23 protein-coding genes are annotated in these 20,949 nt (G+C 69.4%); 12 read left to right on the top strand and 11 right to left on the bottom strand.

The annotated features are described in order from the left end of the window. The first annotated feature begins 150 nt into the window (after positions 1-150). The 6 genes from BKN51_RS36620 to BKN51_RS36595 all read left to right on the top strand — a co-directional run bounded on the left by BKN51_RS36620 (position 151) and on the right by BKN51_RS36595 (position 5,171). Positions 151-1,392: a L,D-transpeptidase gene (locus BKN51_RS36620; protein WP_101613677.1), complete on the top strand. Its 1,242-nt coding sequence runs from the start codon at positions 151-153 to the stop codon at positions 1,390-1,392. Positions 1,393-1,580: 188 nt separating this feature from the next. Then, positions 1,581-1,925 carry a hypothetical protein gene (locus tag BKN51_RS36615; protein ID WP_101611940.1) on the top strand — a complete coding sequence of 115 codons (345 nt, stop codon included), beginning with the start codon at positions 1,581-1,583 and terminating at the stop codon, positions 1,923-1,925. After that, positions 1,926-2,483: a SigE family RNA polymerase sigma factor gene (locus BKN51_RS36610; protein WP_101611939.1), complete on the top strand. Its 558-nt coding sequence runs from the start codon at positions 1,926-1,928 to the stop codon at positions 2,481-2,483. It begins immediately after the preceding gene. A gap of 4 nt (positions 2,484-2,487) precedes the next feature. Then, a complete protein-coding gene (locus BKN51_RS36605) occupies positions 2,488-2,946 on the top strand; it encodes a hypothetical protein (RefSeq protein ID WP_233223076.1) in 459 nt (152 codons plus the stop codon). Positions 2,947-3,161: 215 nt separating this feature from the next. Beyond that, positions 3,162-4,577: an MFS transporter gene (locus tag BKN51_RS36600; RefSeq protein WP_101611937.1), complete on the top strand. Its 1,416-nt coding sequence runs from the start codon at positions 3,162-3,164 to the stop codon at positions 4,575-4,577. Between the two features lie 9 nt (positions 4,578-4,586). Then, positions 4,587-5,171 carry a PaaI family thioesterase gene (locus BKN51_RS36595; RefSeq protein WP_101611936.1) on the top strand — a complete coding sequence of 195 codons (585 nt, stop codon included), beginning with the start codon at positions 4,587-4,589 and terminating at the stop codon, positions 5,169-5,171. A gap of 6 nt (positions 5,172-5,177) precedes the next feature. Here BKN51_RS36595 and BKN51_RS36590 read toward each other — a convergent pair whose 3' ends face one another. Further along, positions 5,178-7,850, bottom strand: coding sequence for a serine/threonine-protein kinase (locus BKN51_RS36590; protein WP_101611935.1), 2,673 nt, complete (start codon positions 7,848-7,850; stop codon positions 5,178-5,180). Positions 7,851-7,983: 133 nt separating this feature from the next. Here BKN51_RS36590 and BKN51_RS36585 point away from each other — a divergent pair, with 133 nt between their 5' ends. From BKN51_RS36585 to BKN51_RS36570, 4 genes are all read left to right on the top strand, one after another. Continuing rightward, positions 7,984-8,736, top strand: a complete 753-nt coding sequence (locus BKN51_RS36585; protein ID WP_233223075.1) for an ESX secretion-associated protein EspG — start codon at positions 7,984-7,986, stop codon at positions 8,734-8,736. 94 nt (positions 8,737-8,830) lie between these two features. Next, positions 8,831-9,247: a hypothetical protein gene (locus tag BKN51_RS36580; RefSeq protein ID WP_101611933.1), complete on the top strand. Its 417-nt coding sequence runs from the start codon at positions 8,831-8,833 to the stop codon at positions 9,245-9,247. A 10-nt stretch (positions 9,248-9,257) separates the two neighbouring features. Beyond that, positions 9,258-9,803: a DUF3558 family protein gene (locus BKN51_RS36575; protein ID WP_101611932.1), complete on the top strand. Its 546-nt coding sequence runs from the start codon at positions 9,258-9,260 to the stop codon at positions 9,801-9,803. A gap of 19 nt (positions 9,804-9,822) precedes the next feature. Beyond that, on the top strand, positions 9,823-11,313 hold the full coding sequence (locus BKN51_RS36570) for a PPE domain-containing protein (protein ID WP_101611931.1): 1,491 nt from the start codon (positions 9,823-9,825) through the stop codon (positions 11,311-11,313). 42 nt (positions 11,314-11,355) lie between these two features. On the opposite strand, the gene BKN51_RS36565 is transcribed toward BKN51_RS36570, so the two are convergent. From BKN51_RS36565 to BKN51_RS36540, 8 genes are all read right to left on the bottom strand, one after another. Continuing rightward, positions 11,356-12,321 carry a glutamate ABC transporter substrate-binding protein gene (locus tag BKN51_RS36565; protein WP_101611930.1) on the bottom strand — a complete coding sequence of 322 codons (966 nt, stop codon included), beginning with the start codon at positions 12,319-12,321 and terminating at the stop codon, positions 11,356-11,358. Beyond that, the gene (locus BKN51_RS36560) at positions 12,321-13,724 is read right to left on the bottom strand and encodes a hypothetical protein (RefSeq protein WP_101611929.1); all 1,404 of its coding nucleotides are present in this window, start codon (positions 13,722-13,724) and stop codon (positions 12,321-12,323) included. Before BKN51_RS36560 ends, BKN51_RS36565 begins: the two co-directional genes overlap by 1 nt. A gap of 106 nt (positions 13,725-13,830) precedes the next feature. Further along, positions 13,831-14,469 carry a response regulator gene (locus BKN51_RS36555; RefSeq protein ID WP_101611928.1) on the bottom strand — a complete coding sequence of 213 codons (639 nt, stop codon included), beginning with the start codon at positions 14,467-14,469 and terminating at the stop codon, positions 13,831-13,833. Further along, positions 14,466-14,732 carry a sensor histidine kinase gene (locus BKN51_RS44555; protein ID WP_233223074.1) on the bottom strand — a complete coding sequence of 89 codons (267 nt, stop codon included), beginning with the start codon at positions 14,730-14,732 and terminating at the stop codon, positions 14,466-14,468. Before BKN51_RS44555 ends, BKN51_RS36555 begins: the two co-directional genes overlap by 4 nt. Beyond that, positions 14,696-15,592 carry a sensor histidine kinase gene (locus BKN51_RS36550; RefSeq protein WP_233223073.1) on the bottom strand — a complete coding sequence of 299 codons (897 nt, stop codon included), beginning with the start codon at positions 15,590-15,592 and terminating at the stop codon, positions 14,696-14,698. Before BKN51_RS36550 ends, BKN51_RS44555 begins: the two co-directional genes overlap by 37 nt. Before the next feature lie 8 nt (positions 15,593-15,600). Then, positions 15,601-15,723: a hypothetical protein gene (locus BKN51_RS44740; protein WP_255414870.1), complete on the bottom strand. Its 123-nt coding sequence runs from the start codon at positions 15,721-15,723 to the stop codon at positions 15,601-15,603. Between the two features lie 67 nt (positions 15,724-15,790). Next, positions 15,791-17,053 (bottom strand): GAF domain-containing protein, encoded by a 1,263-nt coding sequence (locus BKN51_RS36545; RefSeq protein ID WP_101611927.1) that lies wholly within the window; start codon positions 17,051-17,053, stop codon positions 15,791-15,793. Between the two features lie 71 nt (positions 17,054-17,124). Next, positions 17,125-18,006, bottom strand: a complete 882-nt coding sequence (locus tag BKN51_RS36540) for an NAD(+)/NADH kinase (RefSeq protein WP_101611926.1) — start codon at positions 18,004-18,006, stop codon at positions 17,125-17,127. A gap of 183 nt (positions 18,007-18,189) precedes the next feature. On the opposite strand from BKN51_RS36540, the gene BKN51_RS36535 reads away from it, so the two are divergent. Next, positions 18,190-19,431: a sensor histidine kinase gene (locus BKN51_RS36535; protein ID WP_101611925.1), complete on the top strand. Its 1,242-nt coding sequence runs from the start codon at positions 18,190-18,192 to the stop codon at positions 19,429-19,431. After that, on the top strand, positions 19,428-20,090 hold the full coding sequence (locus tag BKN51_RS36530) for a response regulator (RefSeq protein WP_101611924.1): 663 nt from the start codon (positions 19,428-19,430) through the stop codon (positions 20,088-20,090). The genes BKN51_RS36535 and BKN51_RS36530 overlap by 4 nt, the downstream gene beginning before the upstream one ends. Before the next feature lie 86 nt (positions 20,091-20,176). Here BKN51_RS36530 and BKN51_RS36525 read toward each other — a convergent pair whose 3' ends face one another. Then, on the bottom strand, positions 20,177-20,380 hold the full coding sequence (locus tag BKN51_RS36525; protein WP_037319152.1) for a cold-shock protein: 204 nt from the start codon (positions 20,378-20,380) through the stop codon (positions 20,177-20,179). A gap of 233 nt (positions 20,381-20,613) precedes the next feature. Continuing rightward, positions 20,614-20,784 carry a hypothetical protein gene (locus BKN51_RS43685; protein WP_168214470.1) on the bottom strand — a complete coding sequence of 57 codons (171 nt, stop codon included), beginning with the start codon at positions 20,782-20,784 and terminating at the stop codon, positions 20,614-20,616. Between the last annotated feature and the right edge of the window lie 165 nt (positions 20,785-20,949).

The raw sequence follows: 20,949 nt of genomic DNA, 5'->3' as shown, positions 1-20,949 counted from the left end.
CCCTCTCGCTACCCTGTCGCCGCACGCCGACCTCAGCTCATCGCCGGACACGGACCGAAGTCGGCCATGCCCCGATCGTGAACTATGATCCACCCGATTGTGACTCGCATCACTCCCGGTGGGATCAACTTCAGGGGCGGTCCGGACGTCATGGTCGGTGTACAGGGGAGCAAAGGGGAAGCTTTGAGGTTCACTGAAACCGCACGCCGCCGCTCGGCGATCGCGGCACTGGGGCTGGTGGCGGTTCTGACGCTGGGGGCGTGCAGCAGCGAGCCGACCGTGTCGGCCAGCGGGCCGGACGGCGGCGGCCCGATCAGCAGCGAGACCGGCGGGAAGGCCGCCGCGCCCGCCAAGCTGACGTACGAGCCGGCCGCGGGCGCGCAGGACGTCGCGCCCGGCCAGCCGATCAGGGTCAGCGTCGCCGACGGCACGCTCGACCAGGTCGTCCTGACCAATCCGGAGGGCAAGCAGGTCGCGGGCCAGCCGTCCGAAGACAAGAAGAGCTGGTCCACCACCGAACAGCTCGGCTACGGCAAGGCCTACACGTGGTCCGGCAAGGCCACCGGCACCGACGGCAAGCCCGCCGAGGTCGGCGGGGCCTTCACCACGGTCAAACCGCGCAAGCAGGTGGGCGCGAACATCAACGTCTTCGACGGGCAGACCTACGGCATCGCGATGCCGATCACGCTGACCTTCCCGAGCAAGGTCACCGACAAGGCCTCGGTCGAGAAGGCGCTGTCGGTCGAGACCACGCCGAAGACCGAGGGCTCCTGGGCCTGGGTCCACGACGACACCTCGGCGCACTGGCGGCCGAAGGCCTACTGGCAGCCCGGCACCACGGTGAAGTTCAACGCCAAGATCTACGGCGTCAAGATCGGCGATGGCGTGTACGGCAAGGAAGACCGGTCGGCGAGCTTCACGATCGGGCGTTCGCAGGTCGTCAAGGGCAACACCCAGACCCACCGGCTCCTGGTGATCCGTGACGGTCAGCAGATCGCGGACTACGCGGCCAGCTACGGCCTCGACGCCGATCAGGGCCGGGTCACCCCGAGTGGCACGCACGTGGTGATGTCCAAGCACGACACGTACTCGATGACCAACGAGCGCTACAACTACGAGAACATCGTCGTGCCGTCCGCGGTGCGGTTCTCGACCAACGGCGAGTTCATCCACGGCTACGGGCCCTCGATCTGGGCCCAGGGCAAGAAGAACATCTCGCACGGCTGCGTGAACCTCGCTCCGGTGAACGCCAAGGAGTACATGGCGGGCGCGCTCGTCGGGGACCCCGTCGAGATCGAGGGCAGCACGGTCAAGATCAACCGGGCGCGTGACTACAGCGACTGGACCTACTCCTGGGACGAGTGGACGAAGCTGTCCGCTCTCGGGAGCTGAAGTACTTCCACGAAACCGGGCGGCCGGAGACCTCCGTGGTCTCCGGCCGTTCGTGTTATCTGCCGCGCGCTGAAGTCTCCGTCGGGCGCGGAGCGCCCTTGGGGAGACGACGTTGTGAGACTTTCAAAACTCGATGCAACCCGAAGGCGACCAGGACGCATGTCTAACGACGTAAGGCGCCGCGGCCAATGAGCGGCGCCCGGATCGAGGAGACACCCTTGCGCACTCGTATCGCTCTTTCCCTCGGCGCGCTGCTGCTCGCGGGCGGCGCCGCCTTCGCGACCACGTCGCTGGCGTCGGCCGACCAGAGCGCCCCGTCGCCCACGGTCACCCAGGCGCCGACCGAGGCCCCTGCCCCGGCTCCCACCACCACGAAGCCGGGCGAGCCGCCCCGGGTCACCACCGCCCCGCGGCCCGCCCAGAAGACCCCGTCCGTCGCCGCTCCGGGCGAGCACCGCGTGCCCAAGGCCGTCCCGGCCGGGCCGACCGGGGACCTGAACCTCCCCGCCGTCGTCGAAGGAGCCGGTAACTAGGTGTCGTTGAGCCGCTCGTCGAAGACCGGGACGGGCTCGCCGTGGGACGGCGAGTTCGCCCGGTACTTCGGCGAGCGCGCGCACAGCCTGCGTGCCACCGCGTACCTCCTGTGCGGGGACTGGCACCAGGCCGAGGACATCACCCAGGCCGCGCTGCTGAAGCTGTATCTGGCTTGGCCGAAGCTCTCCCGGCACGACGCGCTCGACGGCTACGCGCGCAAGATCGTGCTGCGGACGTTCCTCTCCGAGCATCGGCGCGTCTGGCGCAAACGGGAGAAGCTCACCGACGCCCTTCCCGAAGTCCCGAGCGAAACGGGCGGTACGGAACAGGAGATGCTGGTCAGGCATGCCCTGTCCGGTGTCGCCCCGAAGCAGCGGGCGGTACTGGTGCTGCGCTACTTCGAAGATCTCAGCGTCGAGGAGACGGCCGCGGCGCTGGGCTGCAGCACCGGGAACGTGAAGAGTCAGGGCGCGCGGGGTCTGGCGACCCTGCGCAAGCGGCTCGGACCGCATTTCAGCGAACTGGCCTTGAGCGGAGCGCACGACGATGGGAGGTGAGGAGATGGACGAGGACATCAAAGGCGTGCTTTCGCACGGGGTGAGCGGTCCCCCGCTGGGCATCCGGGCGGCGGACATCATCGAGCAGGGTGGCCGGATCCGGCGACGACGCAAGCGGCTGGCCGTCGCGGGGAGTTCGGTGGCGACGGTCGCGGTGATCGTGCTCGGCGCGATCGCCGTCGGCGGTCGTGGCGGCGAGGGGTCCGCGCCGGTCCAGCCCGCCGGGCCGGGCCTGTCGACCATCTCCCCGGCCCCGGCCCCGGTCTCGACGGAGCCTTCCGAGGCGGCCCCCGGGCCGGAAGTCACCACTCAGCAGCCTGGTGCCTCGAAGCCCAGCCAGGCACGCTCGACACCCAAGCCCCCGCAGCCGGGCCGGACGACGGCGCCGCCGCCTCGTGTGCCCACCACGACCAGCGCGACGAAGGAGCCGAGCGGGCCTCCGACGGCCGGTACGACTCGCTGAGTTCCCGCCCGGAAAGTCCGGATTCCCGATCGATTACCCAAAGTAGTCGGAAATTCCCTGATATCGGCTTCACCTGGTGGTTCGTCACCGGTTTGGGGGAACGGCGCCCCCGCGATCGGCCCGAATCGCTGAGCCCGGACGTTTGAACACCTACGGTCGAGGGAACAAACCCTCGTCGATGGGTAAGTAAACGGGTGGGTCGGGAGGTCAAACCCATGGCCGAAGAGGCGCTGAGCGCGTCACATCAGGAAAAAGGGGAACCCGCGGAGGCCCCACCTGAGCAGATCAGAAAGGCCGTCGCCGGAGCGGCGATGGGTAACTGCATCGAATGGTACGACTTCGGTGTTTTCGGCTTCATGCCCGCCATCCTGGGGCAAGTTTTCTTCAACGCTTCCAGCACTTCCGAAGGCGCGCTGGCGACCTTCGCGGTGCTGGCGATCACCTTCATCGTGCGGCCCTTCGGCAGCTTCGTGTTCGGTCCGCTGGGGGACAAGATCGGGCGCCAGAAGGTCCTCGCGCTGACGATCATCCTGATGTCGGGCTCGACGTTCGTCATCGGCCTGCTGCCGTCCTACGCCACGATCGGACCCGCCGCGGCGGTCGCGCTGATCCTGTTGCGCATGATCCAGGGCTTCTCGGCGGGTGGTGAGTACGGCGGGGCGGCGACGTTCATCGCCGAATACGCCCCCGCCCGGCGCCGGGGTTTCTGGGGCAGCTGGCTGGAGTTCGGCACGCTCGTCGGGTTCGCGATGGGTGCCGGCTTCGTCACGATCTTCACCGTGGTCCTCGGCGACGACGCCATGCGCGAATGGGGCTGGCGCCTGCCGTTCCTGATCGCCGGACCACTCGGCATCGTGGGTCTCTACCTGCGGAACAAGCTGGAGGACACTCCGCTGTTCCAGGAGATCGAGAAGAAGCAGCAGGTCGAGAAGTCGCCGCTGAAGGCCCTGCTCAAGAAGCACTGGACGTCGATCCTGCACCTGATCGGCATCGTGGTGATGCTGAACGTCGCCGACTACATCGTGATCACCTACCTGGAGACCTATCTCAAGGACGTGGTCGGGTTCAGCGGGCATACGCCGTTGCTGATCATCCTGGCGACCATCGCGCTGATGCTGATCCTGATCGTGCCGGTCGGCATACTGTCCGACCGGATCGGGCGAAAACCCATCCTGATCGCGAGTTGCGCGAGTTTCCTGGTGCTGCCGATCCCGGCGTTCTCGCTGATGGGCGCGGCCGCGGACGACCAGAACGCCTGGCAGCTCATGCTCGGCCTGGTGATGATCGCGGTGCCGCTGGTGCTGATCCTGGCGGTGCTGGCGGCGACGCTGCCGGCGATGTTCCCGACGCAGGAGCGCTACGGCGGCTTCTCCATCGGGTACAGCGTCTCCACCGCCGCCTTCGGTGGCACGGCGTCGTACGTCATCGGCAGCCTGGTGGACAAGACCGGCGACAACCTGTGGCCCGCGTACTACCTGATGGGCGCGGCGGCGATCGCGGCCATTCCGATCCTGCTGCTGCCGGAAACCGCCGGAGTCTCGTTGCGCGGCATCGTGAATTCGCGGATCGCGCGACGCCGGAAGCCGGAATCGGTCAGTCCCGGCGGTGCCTCGGAGCTACCGGCGAGTTAACGTCTCTCCATGAGCCGTATCTCTCAGCCGTGGCCGCCGGTCGAAGTCGAACCGGCGACCGTCCACCCGGAAGCCCCTCAGCCGGGCAGCCACCTGGGCATCCACTTCGGTGAGTGTTTCGGGTGCGGCGACGAGATCGAGGCCGGGCTCCACCTGCATTCGACGGTGGGCGAAGGAACGACGGTGTACTCCAAGTTCACCGTCACCTCCGCCCACCAGGGTGCGCCCGGCCTCGCCCATGGCGGCCTGCTGGCTTGCGCCTTCGACGAGGCGCTCGGCGCGACCGTCGGCAACCTGCTGCGTCGTCCCGCCGTCACCGGGAAGCTGGAGACGGACTTCCTGCGGCCGGTCCCGGTCGGCTCGACCCTTTACATCGCCGCGAAACTGGACGGCATCGCCGGCCGGAAGATCTACGTGAGCGCCGACGGACGGCTCGACGCCGAAGACGGCCCGGTCGCGCTGCGCGCGCGGGCGTTGTTCGTGCGGGTCGAGTTCGAGCACTTCAGCAAGCACGGGGATCCCGAGGCGCTGCAAAAGCTCGCCGCCGCGCACGAGAAGGCCGAACGCGCACGCGAGTGGGACATCAACCCCTGAGCGTGGCTAGGTGAGCGTCCTGGGGCGGATCGCGTTGGCCTTGTCGACGAGTTCGACGCGCTGGTCGACGGTCCCGGCCAGGCGGGCGAGGGTCCGATAACAGCGCTCGAGCCCGAACCGCAGGTCTCGCTCGTCCAGGGCACAGCCCAGCACTTTCGCACCCGGCGTCGGCCGGTTCTGCGAGTTGAGCCAGCCGTGCGCCGCCTCGAGAACCTCCGCCGACAACCGCGTGCGGCGTTCGGCGTCGAGCTGCAAACGCTCGAGCCTCGTCGAGGCGTCGACGAGATCCCGCTCGGACACCTGCACCGGGTCCTTGCCGCCGCCGTTGATCCTGGTCTTGATCTTGATCGCGGCCACCTGCGCGGCGACGTAGTGCGTGGACGACGCCGGAACGGCCTCCAGCACCTCGATCGCGCTGGCGCGGGCGCCCTGCGCGAGATAAACGCGAGCGAGCCCGAAGGCCGCGCTGACGTACGACCGGTCCGTTCGCCACACCAGCTCGTAGTAGCGCGCGGCGCCGAAGTAGTCCCCGACGCCCTCCGCGCTGACGGCCAAGGCCAGCTTCGGCGCGATCTCGCCGGGAAGGTCGTCGTACACCGCCTCGAACGCGACGTGCGCGACGCGGGAGCGGCCGCCCGCGAGCTCGATCAGGCCGCGGTACCAGTCGATCCGCCAGTCGTGCGGGAACCCGGCCTTGATCGCGAGGTACTGCCCGGCCTGCAACTGCCGCTGCGCCTCGACCAGCTCACCGAGCTCGATGCGGGCGCGGACGATGCGCAACCGGACCTCGATCGACTCGCGCGGCGCCCCGGCCAGTGAGTCGATCGCGCCCGCGGGATCGAGCGCGACGGTCGACGCGAGCATGCCCGCCGCCGGGTCGTCCGTGTCGACCTGCGGGATCGGCAGGCCCGAGACCACTTCGCCGGGATCCGGCAGCGGCACGCTCCCGCCGTGCTCGGGGACGACCAGGTCGACGCCGAACGTGCGGGTCTCCGGGCCGAAGACGGTCGACGCGCCGGGGCGCGGCTTCCCGGTGCCCAGCGCCATGATCTCGCGGAGCACGCCGGTCAGCTGGTCGCCCATCTCCTCGGCCGCGATGAACCGGCGGTCCGGGTCGGTGTGCGTCGCGCGCCTCAGGAAGCGGTAGTACGAACCGAAGAGCGCGAACAGCGGGACGACGTCCGGGCCGGGCAGGGTCGCCTTGTACTTGCTGGTGTACCCGGAGAATTCGAAGCTGAGGACGGCGAGCGTGCGGCCGACCGTGTACAGATCCGATGCCACCGAAGCGCCGTGGGTCGCCAGTTCGGGAGCGCTGTAGCCGGTGGTGAAGAACAGCGGGCTCTCGTAGTCGTCGATGCGGCGGACCGCGCCGAGGTCGATCAGCTTGAGCTGTTCGTGCGTCTGGATCACGTTGTCGGGCTTGAGGTCGCAGTACAGCAGGTTCTGGCTGTGCAGGTAGCCCATGGCGGGCAGGATCTCGAGCCCGTAGGCGATCACCTGGCCGATCGGCAGCGGCTCCGGGCGCTTCGTCTCGCGGTGGTGCGCGAGGGCGAGCTGGCGCAGCGACTGGCCTCCGACGTACTCCATGACGATGTAGCCGACCGAGTTGCCGGTGTCGCCGTCCGGATGCTGCACGAAGTTGTGGATCTTGACGATGTTCGGGTGCTCGACCTCGGCGAGGAACCGCTGCTCGTTGGCGGCGGCGGCCATCGCGGTGGCGTCACCGGTGTCGATCAGGCCCTTGAGCACCACCCAGCGGTCGCTGACGTTGTGGTCCTGCGCGAGGTAAATCCAGCCGAGCCCGCCGTACGCGAGCGCGCCGAGCACCTCGTACTGGCCGCCGACGATCTCGTTCGGGCGCAGCTTCGGGACGAAGGAGAACGGGTTCCCGCACTTCTCGCAGTTGCCCTCGGGCGAACCGGGCCGGCCGTCCTTGCCTCGGCCGACCTTGGCGCTGCAGTTGCCGCAGAAGCGCTTCTCCTCCGACACCATCGGGTTGTCGAGGACGGCGGATGCCGGGTCGCGGTACGGCACCTGCGGGACGTCGACGAGTCCCGCGCCCAGACGGCCGCGGCGAGACGTGCGCGACGACGTCCGGCGTGCGGTGCCGGGGAACGACCCCGTGCCGGTGCCGGTCCCCCGGCTGCCCGATCCGGTCCCCGTGCCGGTCCCGGTTCCGTGGCTTTCGCTGGACCGTTCGGGGAGGACGCTTTCCGTGCCCGGGTCCGGCAGCTGCCCGGGGCCGGGGTCGACGCGCGGCGCCGGCGGCATGATGCTCTGCGTCTCCGGGGTGGGCGACGAGAGCACGCTGGTCGGCTGCGGCGCGTCCGCGGGCGCCTGCCACGCGGGTCGGACGACCTGGGTCTGCGGGCTCACCGGGGCCATCTCCCCCGGCGGGCGCGTCGGGTCCTCGGCGCCGGGGATCGGCCGCTGCTGGCCGCGCGGCGGGGTCTGCGGACGCTGCTGGACCGGCGCGTGGAAGATCGTGCGCTCGGCGTCCGTCTCAGGCGCGGCTTTCCGCTTCGGCGGCTCGGAGGAATCGAGCCTGCCGGAAATCGACGGTTCAGGCGTCTCCCAGCGGACCGGTGCCGGCGGCGTCCAGGACGCGGACTCGGCCTCTTGGTCCGGCTTGGTGTCGTCCGGCGCTGCGTGCCGAGGACGGCGCGGCTCTTCCGACACAGGTACCTCCCGAAATCCCCGCGACCACGTCGGACTCAGTCTAGGGGTGACCAGGCAGGTCGTGTCCGCGCCGGGTCGAACCCGCTACGGTGCGAGAGAGAACCGATTCAGCAGGTGATGAGGGGGAGGCCGAGTGCCTGCGTCATTTTCGATGTCGATGGCCCAGCTCGACGTCGTACTCGAAGAACTCGGGCTCGGCAGATTCGTGCTGCCGTTCGAAATCCCGACCGTCGGTACCACCGTCACCGAACGCGAGCGGCACTGCGCGGAAGTCTGGGCCGACCTGGCCGACCGAGGCTTCGCGGGCGGCCGCGAACTCCTGCGCGACTACGAGCAGGCGCTCCGGCTCTGGGCCACGGGGGACTTCGTCGTCACCCTGGAGGCGCACGAAGTCGAGCAGAACGCCGAATACCTCTATCGGGGTTGCTGGGACCGTCGTTTGGGCGTCGTGAGCCAGCAGCGCGGATTCGACATCCTCTTCGAGACGGTTTACCCCGAACAGGTCACCGCCGCCCTGCTCGGCAACTTGCCGTCACTGCAGCCGTTCCCCGGACGGGTGACGACTTCCAGCACCCTTCCCCCGTCCAAACGACCGGACGACCCGTTCGACGAGGACCCCGGCAATCTCCGGCTGGGCGCGGCAGGCCGGTTCTTCGAATTCCCGCTCGCGAGGCTCGGCACGATCGGCGTCACCCTGCGCGACGATCGGGGTAAACCGCAGCAGAAGAGCGTCCAGTGGTTCGACAGCGTCCAGGGCCGCTTCATGCTCACCACCGACCGCTTCCCCGACGGCGAAGTCCGCCGCACGTTCACCCCGACGAGCGGCTCTCACCTGGCACGATGGATCCACGACCTGGTCGAAGCCGCCCGCGTCGGCAGCGCGTGATCCTCGGCGGAAGGCGGCCTTTCGGTCCTCTTCCGCTGATATCGTGACCTGACGAGCGCTACGAGTAACCGGGACTTGGTACAGGGGAGAGACCATGACTGACGGCACCGGCGGACCGCCGGGCAACTTCTCGCAGATGCTGGGCGATTTCTCGGCGCAGGCCGACGCGATGGTGAAGGCGGCGAACGAGGGGCGGTTCGCGGTCAGCCCGGAGATGGGCGAGGCGTACAAGACGGCGCTGCGCGCGTACTTGGAGGATTGGGCGAACAACAAACAGGACTTCACTCACCTCGCCCAGCAGCCCGAGCTGGGAACCAGCCCTTACGCAGCAGAAATCGGACGACACGCTGTCCTGGTCGCAGACGGCGACGATCAATCGGCGAAAACTCAGCTGGAGGCTCTGAAGGCCATCGTGGAGCGAGCCGAAGAGGCGATCAAGACAGCGATAAGCAAGTACCGAAGCCAAGATTCCGAAAACGCTAGCACCTTGAATTCGCTGGAACGGAACTGAGTCAGACACCATGCGCAATATCCGCCTAACGATCACCGCCGCAGCGGGCATAGTCGTCGGTATTTTCCTGGCAGGCTGCAACAACAGCAATGGCGGGACGCCGCAGCCGGCGCCGCCCAACTCGCAGTCACCTGGCACAACAGCGTCCAATTCACCCCAGGGCGCCTTCGGCGACCTCAAGGCGTGCGATCTCTTCCAACCAGTCACCGAATCCCAGGGCTTCGAGGCTCCCAAAGAAGTGAAATTCGAAAGCGACAATGGATGCCAGGCCCGGAAGTCCGGGGTGGGAACCGCGAGCATGTATCTCGTCAACGCTGGGATCGACAAGCTTGAAGATCTCGGCGGCACCAGAAGCACGGCGAGTATCGCCGGCAAGGATTCGGTCATCATCGCGGGCGCCGGCGGCAGCAGCAGCTGCTTCATTGGAATGGCAGTCGGGGCAAGCGCACGAGCGACCGTGAGCATGACGCTCGCAAGCGGGTCCAACGAAGAAGCCTGTGCGGATGCGCGGTCCATTGCCGAGCAGCTCGCGCCCAAGCTGCCCAGAGGGAACTGAACGGATCGGGGAGGGGACCATGGCGGAGAACACCGGTCAGGACAACTTCGAGTCAGTGCTGAGCGCCGACGGCAAGGCCCACCGCACGTACGAGGGCAAGCGCTACGCGGAGACCTACGACGAGACCAACCGGGGTCCCGGTGGCAACGACCTCACCGCGCGGCTGACGGCGGAGCAGAAGGCCGGCCAGTATTCGGGCGAGCAGGCCGCGGCTCTCACCCAGGGACAGGAGTTCCGGGCCGGGCTCGGGCCGTCGGGTCAGCGGTACGAGGGCAACTCGCACGGCGACCTGATCGGCATGGTGACCGACAATCTCTCCGCCGAGAAGATCGATCAAAAGGGCGAGATCTGGAACAACCAGGGCAACGCACTGAACACCTTCAGCAGCGCCCTCTCCTCCGCCGCCAACAAGGAGGGCGCTCACTGGCAGGGGCCCTCCGCGGAGGCCGCGCACGGGTTCTTCAAGAACCTGGGCAAGTGGGCCGACACCGCGGGCGACGGCGCGTACCTCGCGTCCAACCGCTTCTCCCAGTCGGCCGCCGCGGCCACCACCGCGAAGAACTCCATGCCCGAAGAGGTCCCCTTCGATCGCAACACCGAGTACAAGAACGCGATGCAGCAGCTCTCGACCGGGAACTTCGCGGGCGCGGTGGAGACGGTCGGCAACATCTCGGCCAAGCAGGAGCAGTCGTTCCAGGCGCATCAGCAGGCCGCGCAAGTGATGCACACCTACGACCAGTCGCTCTTCGACGTCAATTCCAAGCAGCCCACCTTCGCCCCGCCGCCGGAAATGGGCGATTCGACGACGGCGTCCGGGTTTTCCGGGGGCACCGAGGTCAAGGGCTTCAGCGGAGGGCCAGGACAAGGCCCCGGACCCGGGGGACCCGGTCCGGGTTACTCGGGCGGACCAGGACCGACGTCGGGGCCGGGGCCGGGGATCACGACGGGCGGCGGGCACACCGGGGTTCCGGGGCCGGGGCAGTCGCTCAGCGGGCCGCCCGGGTCGTTCCGGCCAGGGCCGACGCCGGGGTTGGCGGCCATGAACGGTCCTGGTCCCAGCGGTCTCGGACGGCTGGGCAGCGAGCAGTACCGCGGCAAGCCGGGCCGGACGACGGGCGGGCCTGGCGGCAGCGCGGCGAGCCGGTTGACCGGTGGCGGTAGCGGTGGCGGCTTCGGGCGCAACGGCGGGTCGGGCAACGTCGCCGAGCGGCTCGCGGGCGGCAAGGTGTCGGCCGGCGAGGCCGAGAAGCTGGCGGGCAAGGGCGGCGGGTCCGGGGCGGGCAAGCTCCCCGAGGAGCGGGTGACGCGGGGTGGCGCGGCCGCGTCGGGCAAGAGCGGCGGCCAGGGGCCGATGGGCGCCGGTGCTCCCGGCGGCAAGGGGCAGAAGGAAGAGGACAAGGAAAAGAAGGCCCCGGACTACCTGCAGGAAGAGGACGCCGACGTCTTGTTCGGCGGCTACGACGGCGACATGAAGCCGGTGCCGCCGGTGATCGGCGAGAAGTCCCCCTGAGACGAAGCGGGCCGTTCGGGAGCGATCCCGAACGGCCCGTTCTCACTTGTACTGCGCCGAGGGCGGCGTCCCGCCGTCGAGTTTGTTGCCGATCCACTTCGCGTAGCTCGTCTGCCACGCGCCACCGCGCACGTTCTCCAGCACGGCGTTCACGTACCGCACCATGTCCTCGTTCTCCTTCGGGACACCGATGCCGTAGTTCTCCTCGGTGAACCGGTCCCCCACGATCTTCAGCGTCGGGTCCTGCGCGAGCATCCCGGCGAGGATGACGTCGTCCGTCGAAACGGCCTCGACCTGCTTCTGCTGCAGCATCACCAGGCAGTCCGACCAGTTGTCCACGGAGACCGGCACCGGCTTCGAGGGATCCGCCGCGATCTTCAGCAGCGAGGTCGACGTCTTGGTCGCGCAGACCCGGCGTCCGGCGAGGTCCGAGAGCTGGGCGACCTTCGAGCCCGCTTCGACCAGGATCCGTTGCCCCGCCTTGTAGTACGCCGTCGAGAAGCCGACCTTCTGAAGTCGGCTGCAGGTGATGCTGTAAGTCCGCACCACGATGTCGACCTGCTTCTTCTGGAGTACCTCTTCCCGCAGTTTCGACGGGATCGCCCGGAACTGCACCCGGCCTTCCGCGCTGCCGAAGATCGCCTTCGCGACTTCGTTGACCATGTCGATGTCGAAACCTTCGAGCTGGCCCGACGTCGGATTGCGGAAACCGAACAGGAACGTCGTCTGGTCGACGCCGGCGATCAGTTTGCCGTTCTCCTTGATCTTCGCCATCGTCGATCCGCTGGTGATCGACGTGCCGTTGGTCGGCCGCAGACTCGCGAGCGGGTTGCAGCTCGTGTCGGCCGTCCCGCCGCCGCCGGCGTTGTCGGCACCGCCGACGTTCGCGGGCAACGGCGGCGCGACCTCGCCGACCGGGGCCGGGTCGACCGGTGCCCCCGCGCTGCCACAAGCCGTCGCCAGCACCAAGACGGCGCCGAGCACGGCCGCCCGCAGACCGTTCCGCATCACCGGTACTCCCTCAGCCGTTCACGGATTCCCAACGCGGACCCCGCCGCCGCGATCAGCGCCAGTACCGCGATCCCCGGCGCGAGCAGGGTCAGCGCGCGCTCGGCGCCGCGGGTGTCGTCGAGGAATTCCTGTCGTCCCACGTTGATCGCGGACACCAGGTTCTCGTCGAGGCGCAGGAACGCCCCCGCCGCGCCGTCCTTCTTGTCGTCACGGATCGCCGTGTCGACGGCGTCCTGGTAGAAGCCGTCGTCGTCGAGGCGCCGCACCTCACCGTGCGCCTTGAACCACGCCGACGCCGCTTGGATCGCCTCGTCCACCTTCCCCGCGGCCGCGCCGCCCGCCGCGAGGCCCTTGGCCTCGCCCAGCAGACCGCCTTGGCCGTCCGTCCCGCCGAGTTGCCCGGCGAGGTTACGGAAGTCCTGTTCGTACGCCGCACCGTCGCCGCGCGCGACGAGGGTCAGTGTTTCGTCGGCTCGTGCCTGCAGCGCCGCGATCCGGGCGCGCACGAGGACGTCCACCTGGTGTGAGCCGTCCTCCTCGCCGCCGCCGACGAGGCTGCTCTGCACGATCAGCGCCACCGCGCCCCACAGCAGGGCGACCACCACCGAAGCGGACGCGACGACGAGCCCGACGTTCAGCAGCCGGTTGGTCTTCCGCGTCAGGTGCACCTGCGTGACGATCAGCGCCGCGAGCAGGGCGAGCAGCAAAGCCGTTGCCAGCCAAGGGAATCCGGTCGCGTCGTCCTGTTCGGCGGTGAGCCTGTCGGTGTCGATGCGGTACAGATCCTGTGCGGCGGGAAGGATTTTCGTCCGCATCAGCTCGGAGGCTTCACGCAGATACGAGGCACCGACGGGATATCCCTGCCGGTTGTAGGTGCGCGCGGTCTCGATCAGTCCTGTGTAGACAGGGATCTCGCGGCCGAGGATGTTGATCTGTTCGGCCGCGTCGTCGACGCCGGAAGAGTCCGACGCCGCCTTCGCGAGCGCCGCGCCCGCCTCCGCGACGTCGCGTTCGTATCGCTGGCGCATCGGGAGCGGCTCGGTGCCGATCGAGAGGAACGAACTCGCCGCTGTCGCGTCGGCGTCCGAAAGCGCGCGGTAGACCTGTTGCGCGGCGGCGGCGAGGGGTTCGCGGTGGTCGATCAGGCCGTTGATCGTGTCCTTCTTGTCCTGCGCGGCCAGCGTGCCGAACAGGCCCGCGACCAGCGACAGCAGGACGAGCCCGATCGCGATCACCGACAGTCTGCCCGGAGTGGTCGCCGCGGACCGGACGATCGCGCGGATCCCGTTCCCCGGCAGTTCGAGCACTCCGGCGATCCCGCCTCGGCCTCCGGGCGCCGGGGGCGGCACGGGTGCGGCAGGACCCCCCGGCGGCCCCGGCCGGGTCACAGTGCTCGTCATCGCCGTTCCTCCCCATTGGCTCTACCCGCAAAGAAGGTATCCGAGTCGGGATCAGCGCAGCCAGTGACACCGGCGTGTGTCATCGGCACGTGATCTCCCGGCAGCGTCAGAGGCCTTTTTCCAGGCCGTAGCGCACGGCCTCCGCACGATTGCGCACACCGATCTTCGCGAAAGCGTGGTTGATATGGCTTTTCACGGTGGCGTCGCCGATGAACAACTCGGCGGCGATTTCCGGATTCGACAACCCGCGCGCGATGAGGCCGAGCACTTCCGCCTCGCGCGTGGTGAGCCCGTCCGGGAGTTCGGTCTTGGCCCGGGTGACCGTTCTCGCGTCGAGCGCGGCGGCGAGCCTGTCGGAGACTTCGGCGGCGAAGACGGCCTGCCCGTTGGCGGCGGAGCGGACGGCCGCCCCGATCTCGGCGCGGCCCGCGTCCTTGGTCAGGTAGCCGCGTGCCCCGGCGCGCACCGCGTCGGCGATCGAAGCGTCGTCCGCGTACGTCGTCAGGACCACGACCGCGACGTCCGGGTGATCTCGTTTGAGCAAGCGGGTCGCGGCCACCCCGTCCAGGACGGGCATCCGCAGATCCATCAGCACGACGTCGGCCGCGGTGGTGCCGAGCAGATCGAGCGCCTGCCGCCCGTCGCCCGCGGAGCCCGCGACCTCGACGCCGTCGATCAGCCCGAGCAACGCGACGAGCCCTTCGCGCATGACCTGCTGGTCATCGACGACGACCACCCGGATCACGTCCTCACCACCGCCTCCACCGTCCAGCGCCCGCCGTCCGGGCCCGCGGTCAGCGTGCCACCGGCGAGCGCGAGCCGCTCCCCCATCCCGGTGAGGCCGAACCCGCCGGTGTCCTCCGAGCGGACGGTGTCGCCGAGGCCGTTCCACACGCGCAAGCGGACCTCCGATGGGGTGAAGCGCAGCAGGAGCGACACCGGCCGCCCAGGGGCGTGCTTGGCCGCGTTGGTCAACGCCTCCCGCGCGACCCCGACCAGCGAGACCACCGCGGCGGACGGCAGTGGCCGCTCATCGCCCGTTGCCTCGAAGGACACCCGTCGTGATGCGCGTCCGCCAGCAGCCGCAAGGCTTCGGCAAGCGACGGGACGTCGCTGCGCAGGGCGGCGACGGCGTCGCGTGCCTCGGCGAGCCCGTCCGCGGCCAGCCGCCGTGACAGCCGCACTCTGCCGAGCGCACCGTCCACATCGGACTTCTCGGCCAGCAGCGCCTCGGCGACCTCCAGGTGGATCCCCAGCGCCCCCAGCGAATGCGCGAGGACGTCGTGGATCTCCCTGGCGATCCGGGTGCGCTCGTCGAGCGCGGCGGCCCGCGCGTGTTCGCTCTGCGCCAGCTTGGTCTGCTCCAGCAGCGCGGCCGCCTGCGCCGCCTGCACCTCGTACTGCCGCCGGTTCAGCCCCAGCAGCATCAGCACGAGCAGCACCCCGACGTTGCCGAACACCAGCGGCGCGGACGCGCCCGCGACCAGGCCGGTGACCGCCGCGAGGCTCGCGTCGAGCCCCACCACCCCCAAGATGGCGGCCACCGACGGCTCGGTCAGGGTGGCGAACCGGCTGACCGTGACCACCGCGAGCACGATGGCGGAGGAGTCCTCCGCCCAGCCGAGCGCGATCGACGGCGCGACGCTCGACACCGCGAGCAGGACGGTCGCCACCCGGGGGAACCGCGGGGAGGCCGCCACGAAGCCCAGCCAGCAGGCCCCGCAAACGCCGTACGCCGTCCAGATCCAGGCACTGGACTCGCGCGCGGTCAGCAGCACCACCACGACCGCGGCCGTGCCGAGCAGCTGGACGACCAGCCAGCTCGGCGCGATCGTGTCGGGCAGGAGCGGCCTTTCCCGTTTCCCCATTTCTCCCCTCAGTGATCGCTCAGCCGCGTGATCATCTCCACCAGGATCAGCCGGTAGGCCAGGAACCCGAGCAGGACGACGACACCTGTCACTACCAGCCCCAACAGGCCTTTCACGTTCATTTTTCCCATGACACGGACGTTAGGCACGCCGACGGGTGGAGCGGCACCGTCGCCGGGTGGAGCCGGGGGTGGAGGTTCAGCCGCGGACGGCGGGAGCGACGGAGTACGGGAGGACGTCGGCGCCGTCGGCAGGCCGTTCGACGACGACCTCGACGTCGTCGGCGAACCGGTACGGCCTGCCGAGCAGGATCCCGCCGAAATGACGCCGCATCCTGGACATCTCCGCGCGGACGGTGACGGTGCGGCCGGGGACCCCGAACAGGTCGAGCGACAGTTCCGAGGCCGACCTTCCCTCCCGATGCAGGGCGAGGACGTACAGCATCTCCGCGTGCCGCGGGCTCAGCCGGTGCGTCCAAGTCCCTGCCGGGCCCGAGGCGCGCAGCGTGCTCTCCCGTGACGACTTCAGATCGAGCACGACGCGGGTCGGCGGCGTGTCCTCCTCCTCGTTGAGCCGGACGAGCCAGCCTCCGGGCAGCGGCTCCAGCAGGCAGTTCCCGTAGGTGGGCAGCCGGTTCCGGCCCGGGGCCGCGTCGTCCGGCAAGGCGATCCTGCCGACCGGGACGAAACCGGCCGACGCCGCGATCCAGCCGTGCGGATCGGCGATCACCGCCCGGCCCTTCACTTTGGTGAGCAGAGGCGAAGCGAGCCCTCGCAGCCGCTCGAGCTCCGAGAGGTGGGCGGTGCGCAGATGCGCTTCGGCGAGCTTCGCGACCGCGTCGACCAGGGCGAGGGTCGTCGGGTGCACGGTCGAAGCCGGGCCGGAGAGGTCGACGACGCCGAGCAGCCTGCCGTCCCTCGGATCGTGCAGCGGCGCGGCGGCGCAGGTCCAGTCGTGCTGGTTACGGACGTAGTGCTCGGCGGAGTAGACCTGGACCGGATGCCGCGTGACCAGCGCCGTGCCGATGGCGTTGGTACCGGCCGAGTTCTCGTGCCAGTCGACCCCTTCGACGAACCCGAGGTCGTCGGCCCGGCGGCGGACGGCGGTGCTGCCGTCGCGCCAGAGGACGCGGCCGTCGGCGTCGACGACGGCCATGATGTGCGCGGCCTGCTCGGCGAGGCTGATCAGGCCGCCCCGCAGCACGGGCAGGACGGCGGCGAGGCCGCTCCCGCGACGACGAGCCTCCAACTGCTCCGGGCCGAGCACGGGTACCGGCGCGCCGCGGTCGGGGTCCAGGCCGAGACGGCGCATGCGCTGCCAGGACGCTCCGATGACCGCGCGCGGGTGACCGGGGAGCGCGTTACCCGCGAGGGCGGCTTCGTGCACCTTGGCGAGAGCGCGCGCGTGCCGCCGCGGATCCGCGCCGACCGGCAACGCCGCCTCCAGCTGCACCTGGCCCACTCCTCTGGTCCGTTTCGGCCAGTGTGCCCGGGGATCCCGGCGTTCGGAAGGTCTCTGTGACCTGGGCGGGTTTAGGCGGTGAAGGGCGCATCCACCAGGTGGGACGCGGGGAAAGCCCCCTGCGGCTTCCGCCCGAGCAGCAGGCCGGTCCTGGTGGCCTCGGCCATCACGGCGCGGACGTCGACGCACCACGGGCCGTCGGGCTTCAACTCGACGAAAGCGCTCTCTCCCGGCTTGAGCACGAAGTGCGGTTGCCCGTCCAGCGCGATGGAGCCGCCGGCGGCGGCGAGGTCGACACGCACCCCGGCGTCCAGCACACTCCAGCCCCGGACGCCCACCGCCCGGACCTCGCCGGGCGCGATCGGCGCCTGCACCACGTAGGGCGTCTCGTCGACCGGCCCGAGCGAGACCGCGACACCGTCCACAGTGGACTTCGGGCTGGGGCACAGCCTGCCGGGGATGCTCGACAGGCCGATTCCGTCCGGTACGGCGAACGTGCAGTACAGCTCGGTCAGCGACGCGGGGTCCCATCGGCTCTCGGAACACACGCTGACGTCGTTCAGCGCGATCTCCCGGCGGGCCTTGGTGACGACCTCGAGGATGGTCGCGCGGTTCGTGACCAGGTCCGCGTCCACCTGATGGGTGGCCAGCAGCCCGGCGGCGAGCCCGGCGACGGTGGGCTCGGGAAGGGCGTCGGTGCTCCCCGACGGCAGCATGAGCAGCGGGACGTCACCGCAGGCGGCCGCGGCGGCCCGCATCATGCCGTCGTCACCCAGGCAGATGAGCACGCTCGCTCCCGCGTCCACCATCCGCCGGACGGTGCCGATGATCTTCCCGGCCTCCGTCCACACCATCACCCGTCCGACCCCCGCCACGCGGAGTGCCGAACGCAGGCTCTGGATGTCACGCTCCGAAGCGGGGTTCGCCACGATCCCCGCAACCGCTTCGCCCACATGTCCTCCGCTGCCGCGCCAAGTCCTACTAGGAAACGACGCCGGGGCCGGGAAAGAAAGAGTTGCACGAGGTTGCATCGCCCTTTCCTGTGCCGATGCGGCCGTTTTGGTCACCCCGTGGCGGACTCCGGCTGTCCCCCAGGGCGGGATGTGCGCTGGTCGTGGCCTCGCTAGCGTCGACTCATGGACTCGCTGGGGTGGGCGCTCTTCACCGGGCGCGACGCCGATCTCGAACCGCCTTCGGCCTGGTGGCGCGGGCCGGCCTGGATCAAGGGCGTCCTCACCGCCTCGGCACTCACCGTGCTGATGGTCCTGACCTACGGCTCCTGGGCGCGCTACCTCGGCTCGGAGAGCTTGCCGCTGGTCTTCTTCCTGCTGCTCCTGCAGCTCGTGCCACCGCTGCTGGTCGTGCGGTTCCCGCTGACCGCCGTCCGGGTGGCGGCGGTGGGCATGGCGGCCGCCACCATCGCCACCCTCTTCCCCACGCGCCATCCGCCGTTCGGCACGACGCTGTCCGACTGGCCGCTGCAGACCCACGTCCTCCCGTACCTCCCGGTGCTGGCGCTGACCCTCGCCAGGACGAAACCCGGGCAGGGCACGGGGATCTCGATCATCGCGGTGGTGCTCACCACCGCGATCGGCCTCGCCCAGCTCCCGCGCGGGGGGACGAAAACACTGGTGTCGTCGCTGATCGTGGTGACCGTGACCATCGTCGCCGGGTACGGCATGCAGCAGCGGCGGCGGGCGCTGACGCAGGCCGACACGGCCGAGCGGACGGCGGTCGAGGAGCGGACGAAACGCACGGCGCTGCAGGAACGCGCGCTGATCGCCAGGGAACTGCACGACATCATCGGCCACCACCTGTCGCTGATCGCCCTGCGCACCGACAGCGCGCGCTACCGCCTCCCGGACGTGAACGAGGCCACCGCGGAGGAGTTCCGCGCGCTCGGCGTCGCGGCCCGCGAGGCGCTGGACGAGGCCCGGCGGCTGGTCGGCGTGCTGCGGGACGACGACACCGAACCGGAACACGAACCGCAGCCGGGGCTCGCCGAGGTCCCCGGACTGCTCGACGGCTGCCGGGCTTCCGGGATCGACGTCCGCTCCCGGATCACCGGCGGCGACGGCGTCCCGGCCATGATCGCCCTTGCCGCGTACCGGATCTTGCAGGAGGCGCTGAGCAACGCGGCCCGGCACAGCCCTGGGTCCATTGTGGACGTCGACGTCCGGCGGGAGCGGGACGTGCTCGTGATCCTCGTCGAGAACGGGCCCGCCACGCGGGTTCCGGCGCCCTCGGCCGACGACGGCACGGGCCTGGCCGGGATAGCCGAACGCGTTACGCTGATCGGGGGCACTTGCGAGACCGGCCCGAGGCCCGGCGGCGGGTTCCGGGTGGCCGTCACACTGGAACTCACGGGGGTAGCGTGACGACGCTGTTCATCGTCGACGACCAGGCCATGGTGCGGGAAAGCTTCGCGAGCCTGCTGGACGCGCAGCCCGGGCTCGACGTCGTGGGCCAAGCAGGTGACGGACTGGCCGCACTGGCGGGCATCTCCGCCCTGACCAGGCCACCGGACGTCGTCCTGATGGACATCCGGATGCCGGTGATGGACGGTCTCGAGGCGACGCGGCGACTGCTCGAAGGCGACGGCGAGAAGCCGAAGGTGATCGTCTTGACCACTTTCCATTTGGACGAGTACGTCTACGAAGCGCTACGGGCGGGCGCGAGCGGGTTCCTGTTGAAGGACGCGCCGTCGGCCGAACTGGTGAACGCCATCGACGTGGTCGCCGCCGGGGACGCGCTGCTCTCCCCCGCCGTCACGAAGCGGTTGATCGCGAGTTTCGTCGCCAGCGCGCCTGTTCCGAGGCCTTCGCCGTCGCGGTTCGACGTGCTCACCGAACGCGAACGCGAGGTGCTGCGGCTGATCGCGAAAGGACGGTCCAATCCGGAGATCGCGGCGGACTTGGTGCTTTCGGCGCAGACCGTTAAGACATACGTGGGCCGGATCCTCGCGAAGCTCTCGCTCCGTGACCGGGCGCAGGCGATCGTGCTGGCCTACGAGACCGGACTCGTCGGCCCCGGCTGAAACGAACGACCCCTGGCTGTAATACCCCTGAAAAGCAGCAGGGCCGCCTCCCCGAGGGGATGACGGCCCAGCTTGGAAAACCTGGATCAGATCACGTTGACCGAGGTGGCCTGCGGACCCTTCGCGCCCTGCCCGATTTCGAACTCCACGCGGGCGTTCTCCTCGAGGGTACGGAAGCCGTTGCCCTTGATCTCGCTGTAGTGCACGAAGACGTCGCCGCCGCCGTTGTCGGGAGTGATGAAGCCGAACCCCTTCTCGGAGTTGAACCACTTCACAGTGCCCTGAGTCATAAAATCTCCATATGCAACACAAACAAACAGGAAGCCACGTCGGCAGCCCGGGTCATGACCAGACGGTTTGCTTCCCCGGAAACACGAGGAGACACTACGCCCGCTGAGTTCTGCGAGCGTGAACCAACACGAACACAAAAATCGAGACCTGGAGCAGTAAAGCACACCTCACGCAGGCCGACAAGCGTGATCACCCGGGTGTGCGCGGCCGCACGATGCCCTTTTCAGGGGGGCTATTCGCCGCTCGCCGCGCGCAGTGGTACGTCGGCGCCGAACGGCGAACGGCGCAACACCTCCCGGTTCGTGGCCATGACGGCCACATCGTGGGTCTCCGCGTCCGCGCTGAACTGCACCGGCACCACGCCGGAAACGGACTTGTCCTGTGGCTTCGTCTCGTCAGCCATGTTTTCTCCCCTGTGTCAACACAACGCTCGTAGTACTGCGCAAGACACTGCGTGCCAACAACTCACCGGCGAACGGTCGCGGGCCCGATGGCCGCTCCGGTCCATATCGGACTCTCGGTGTTGCGGCGATTGTGCCACGACCGACCGACAAAATCCGGCCTCCGC

It is taken from the genome of Amycolatopsis sp. BJA-103 (genome assembly GCF_002849735.1).
Classification (GTDB): Bacteria; Actinomycetota; Actinomycetes; order Mycobacteriales; family Pseudonocardiaceae; genus Amycolatopsis.
Note: the sequence above shows the minus strand (reverse complement) of the source record. Positions and strands in the feature narration are given on the sequence as shown.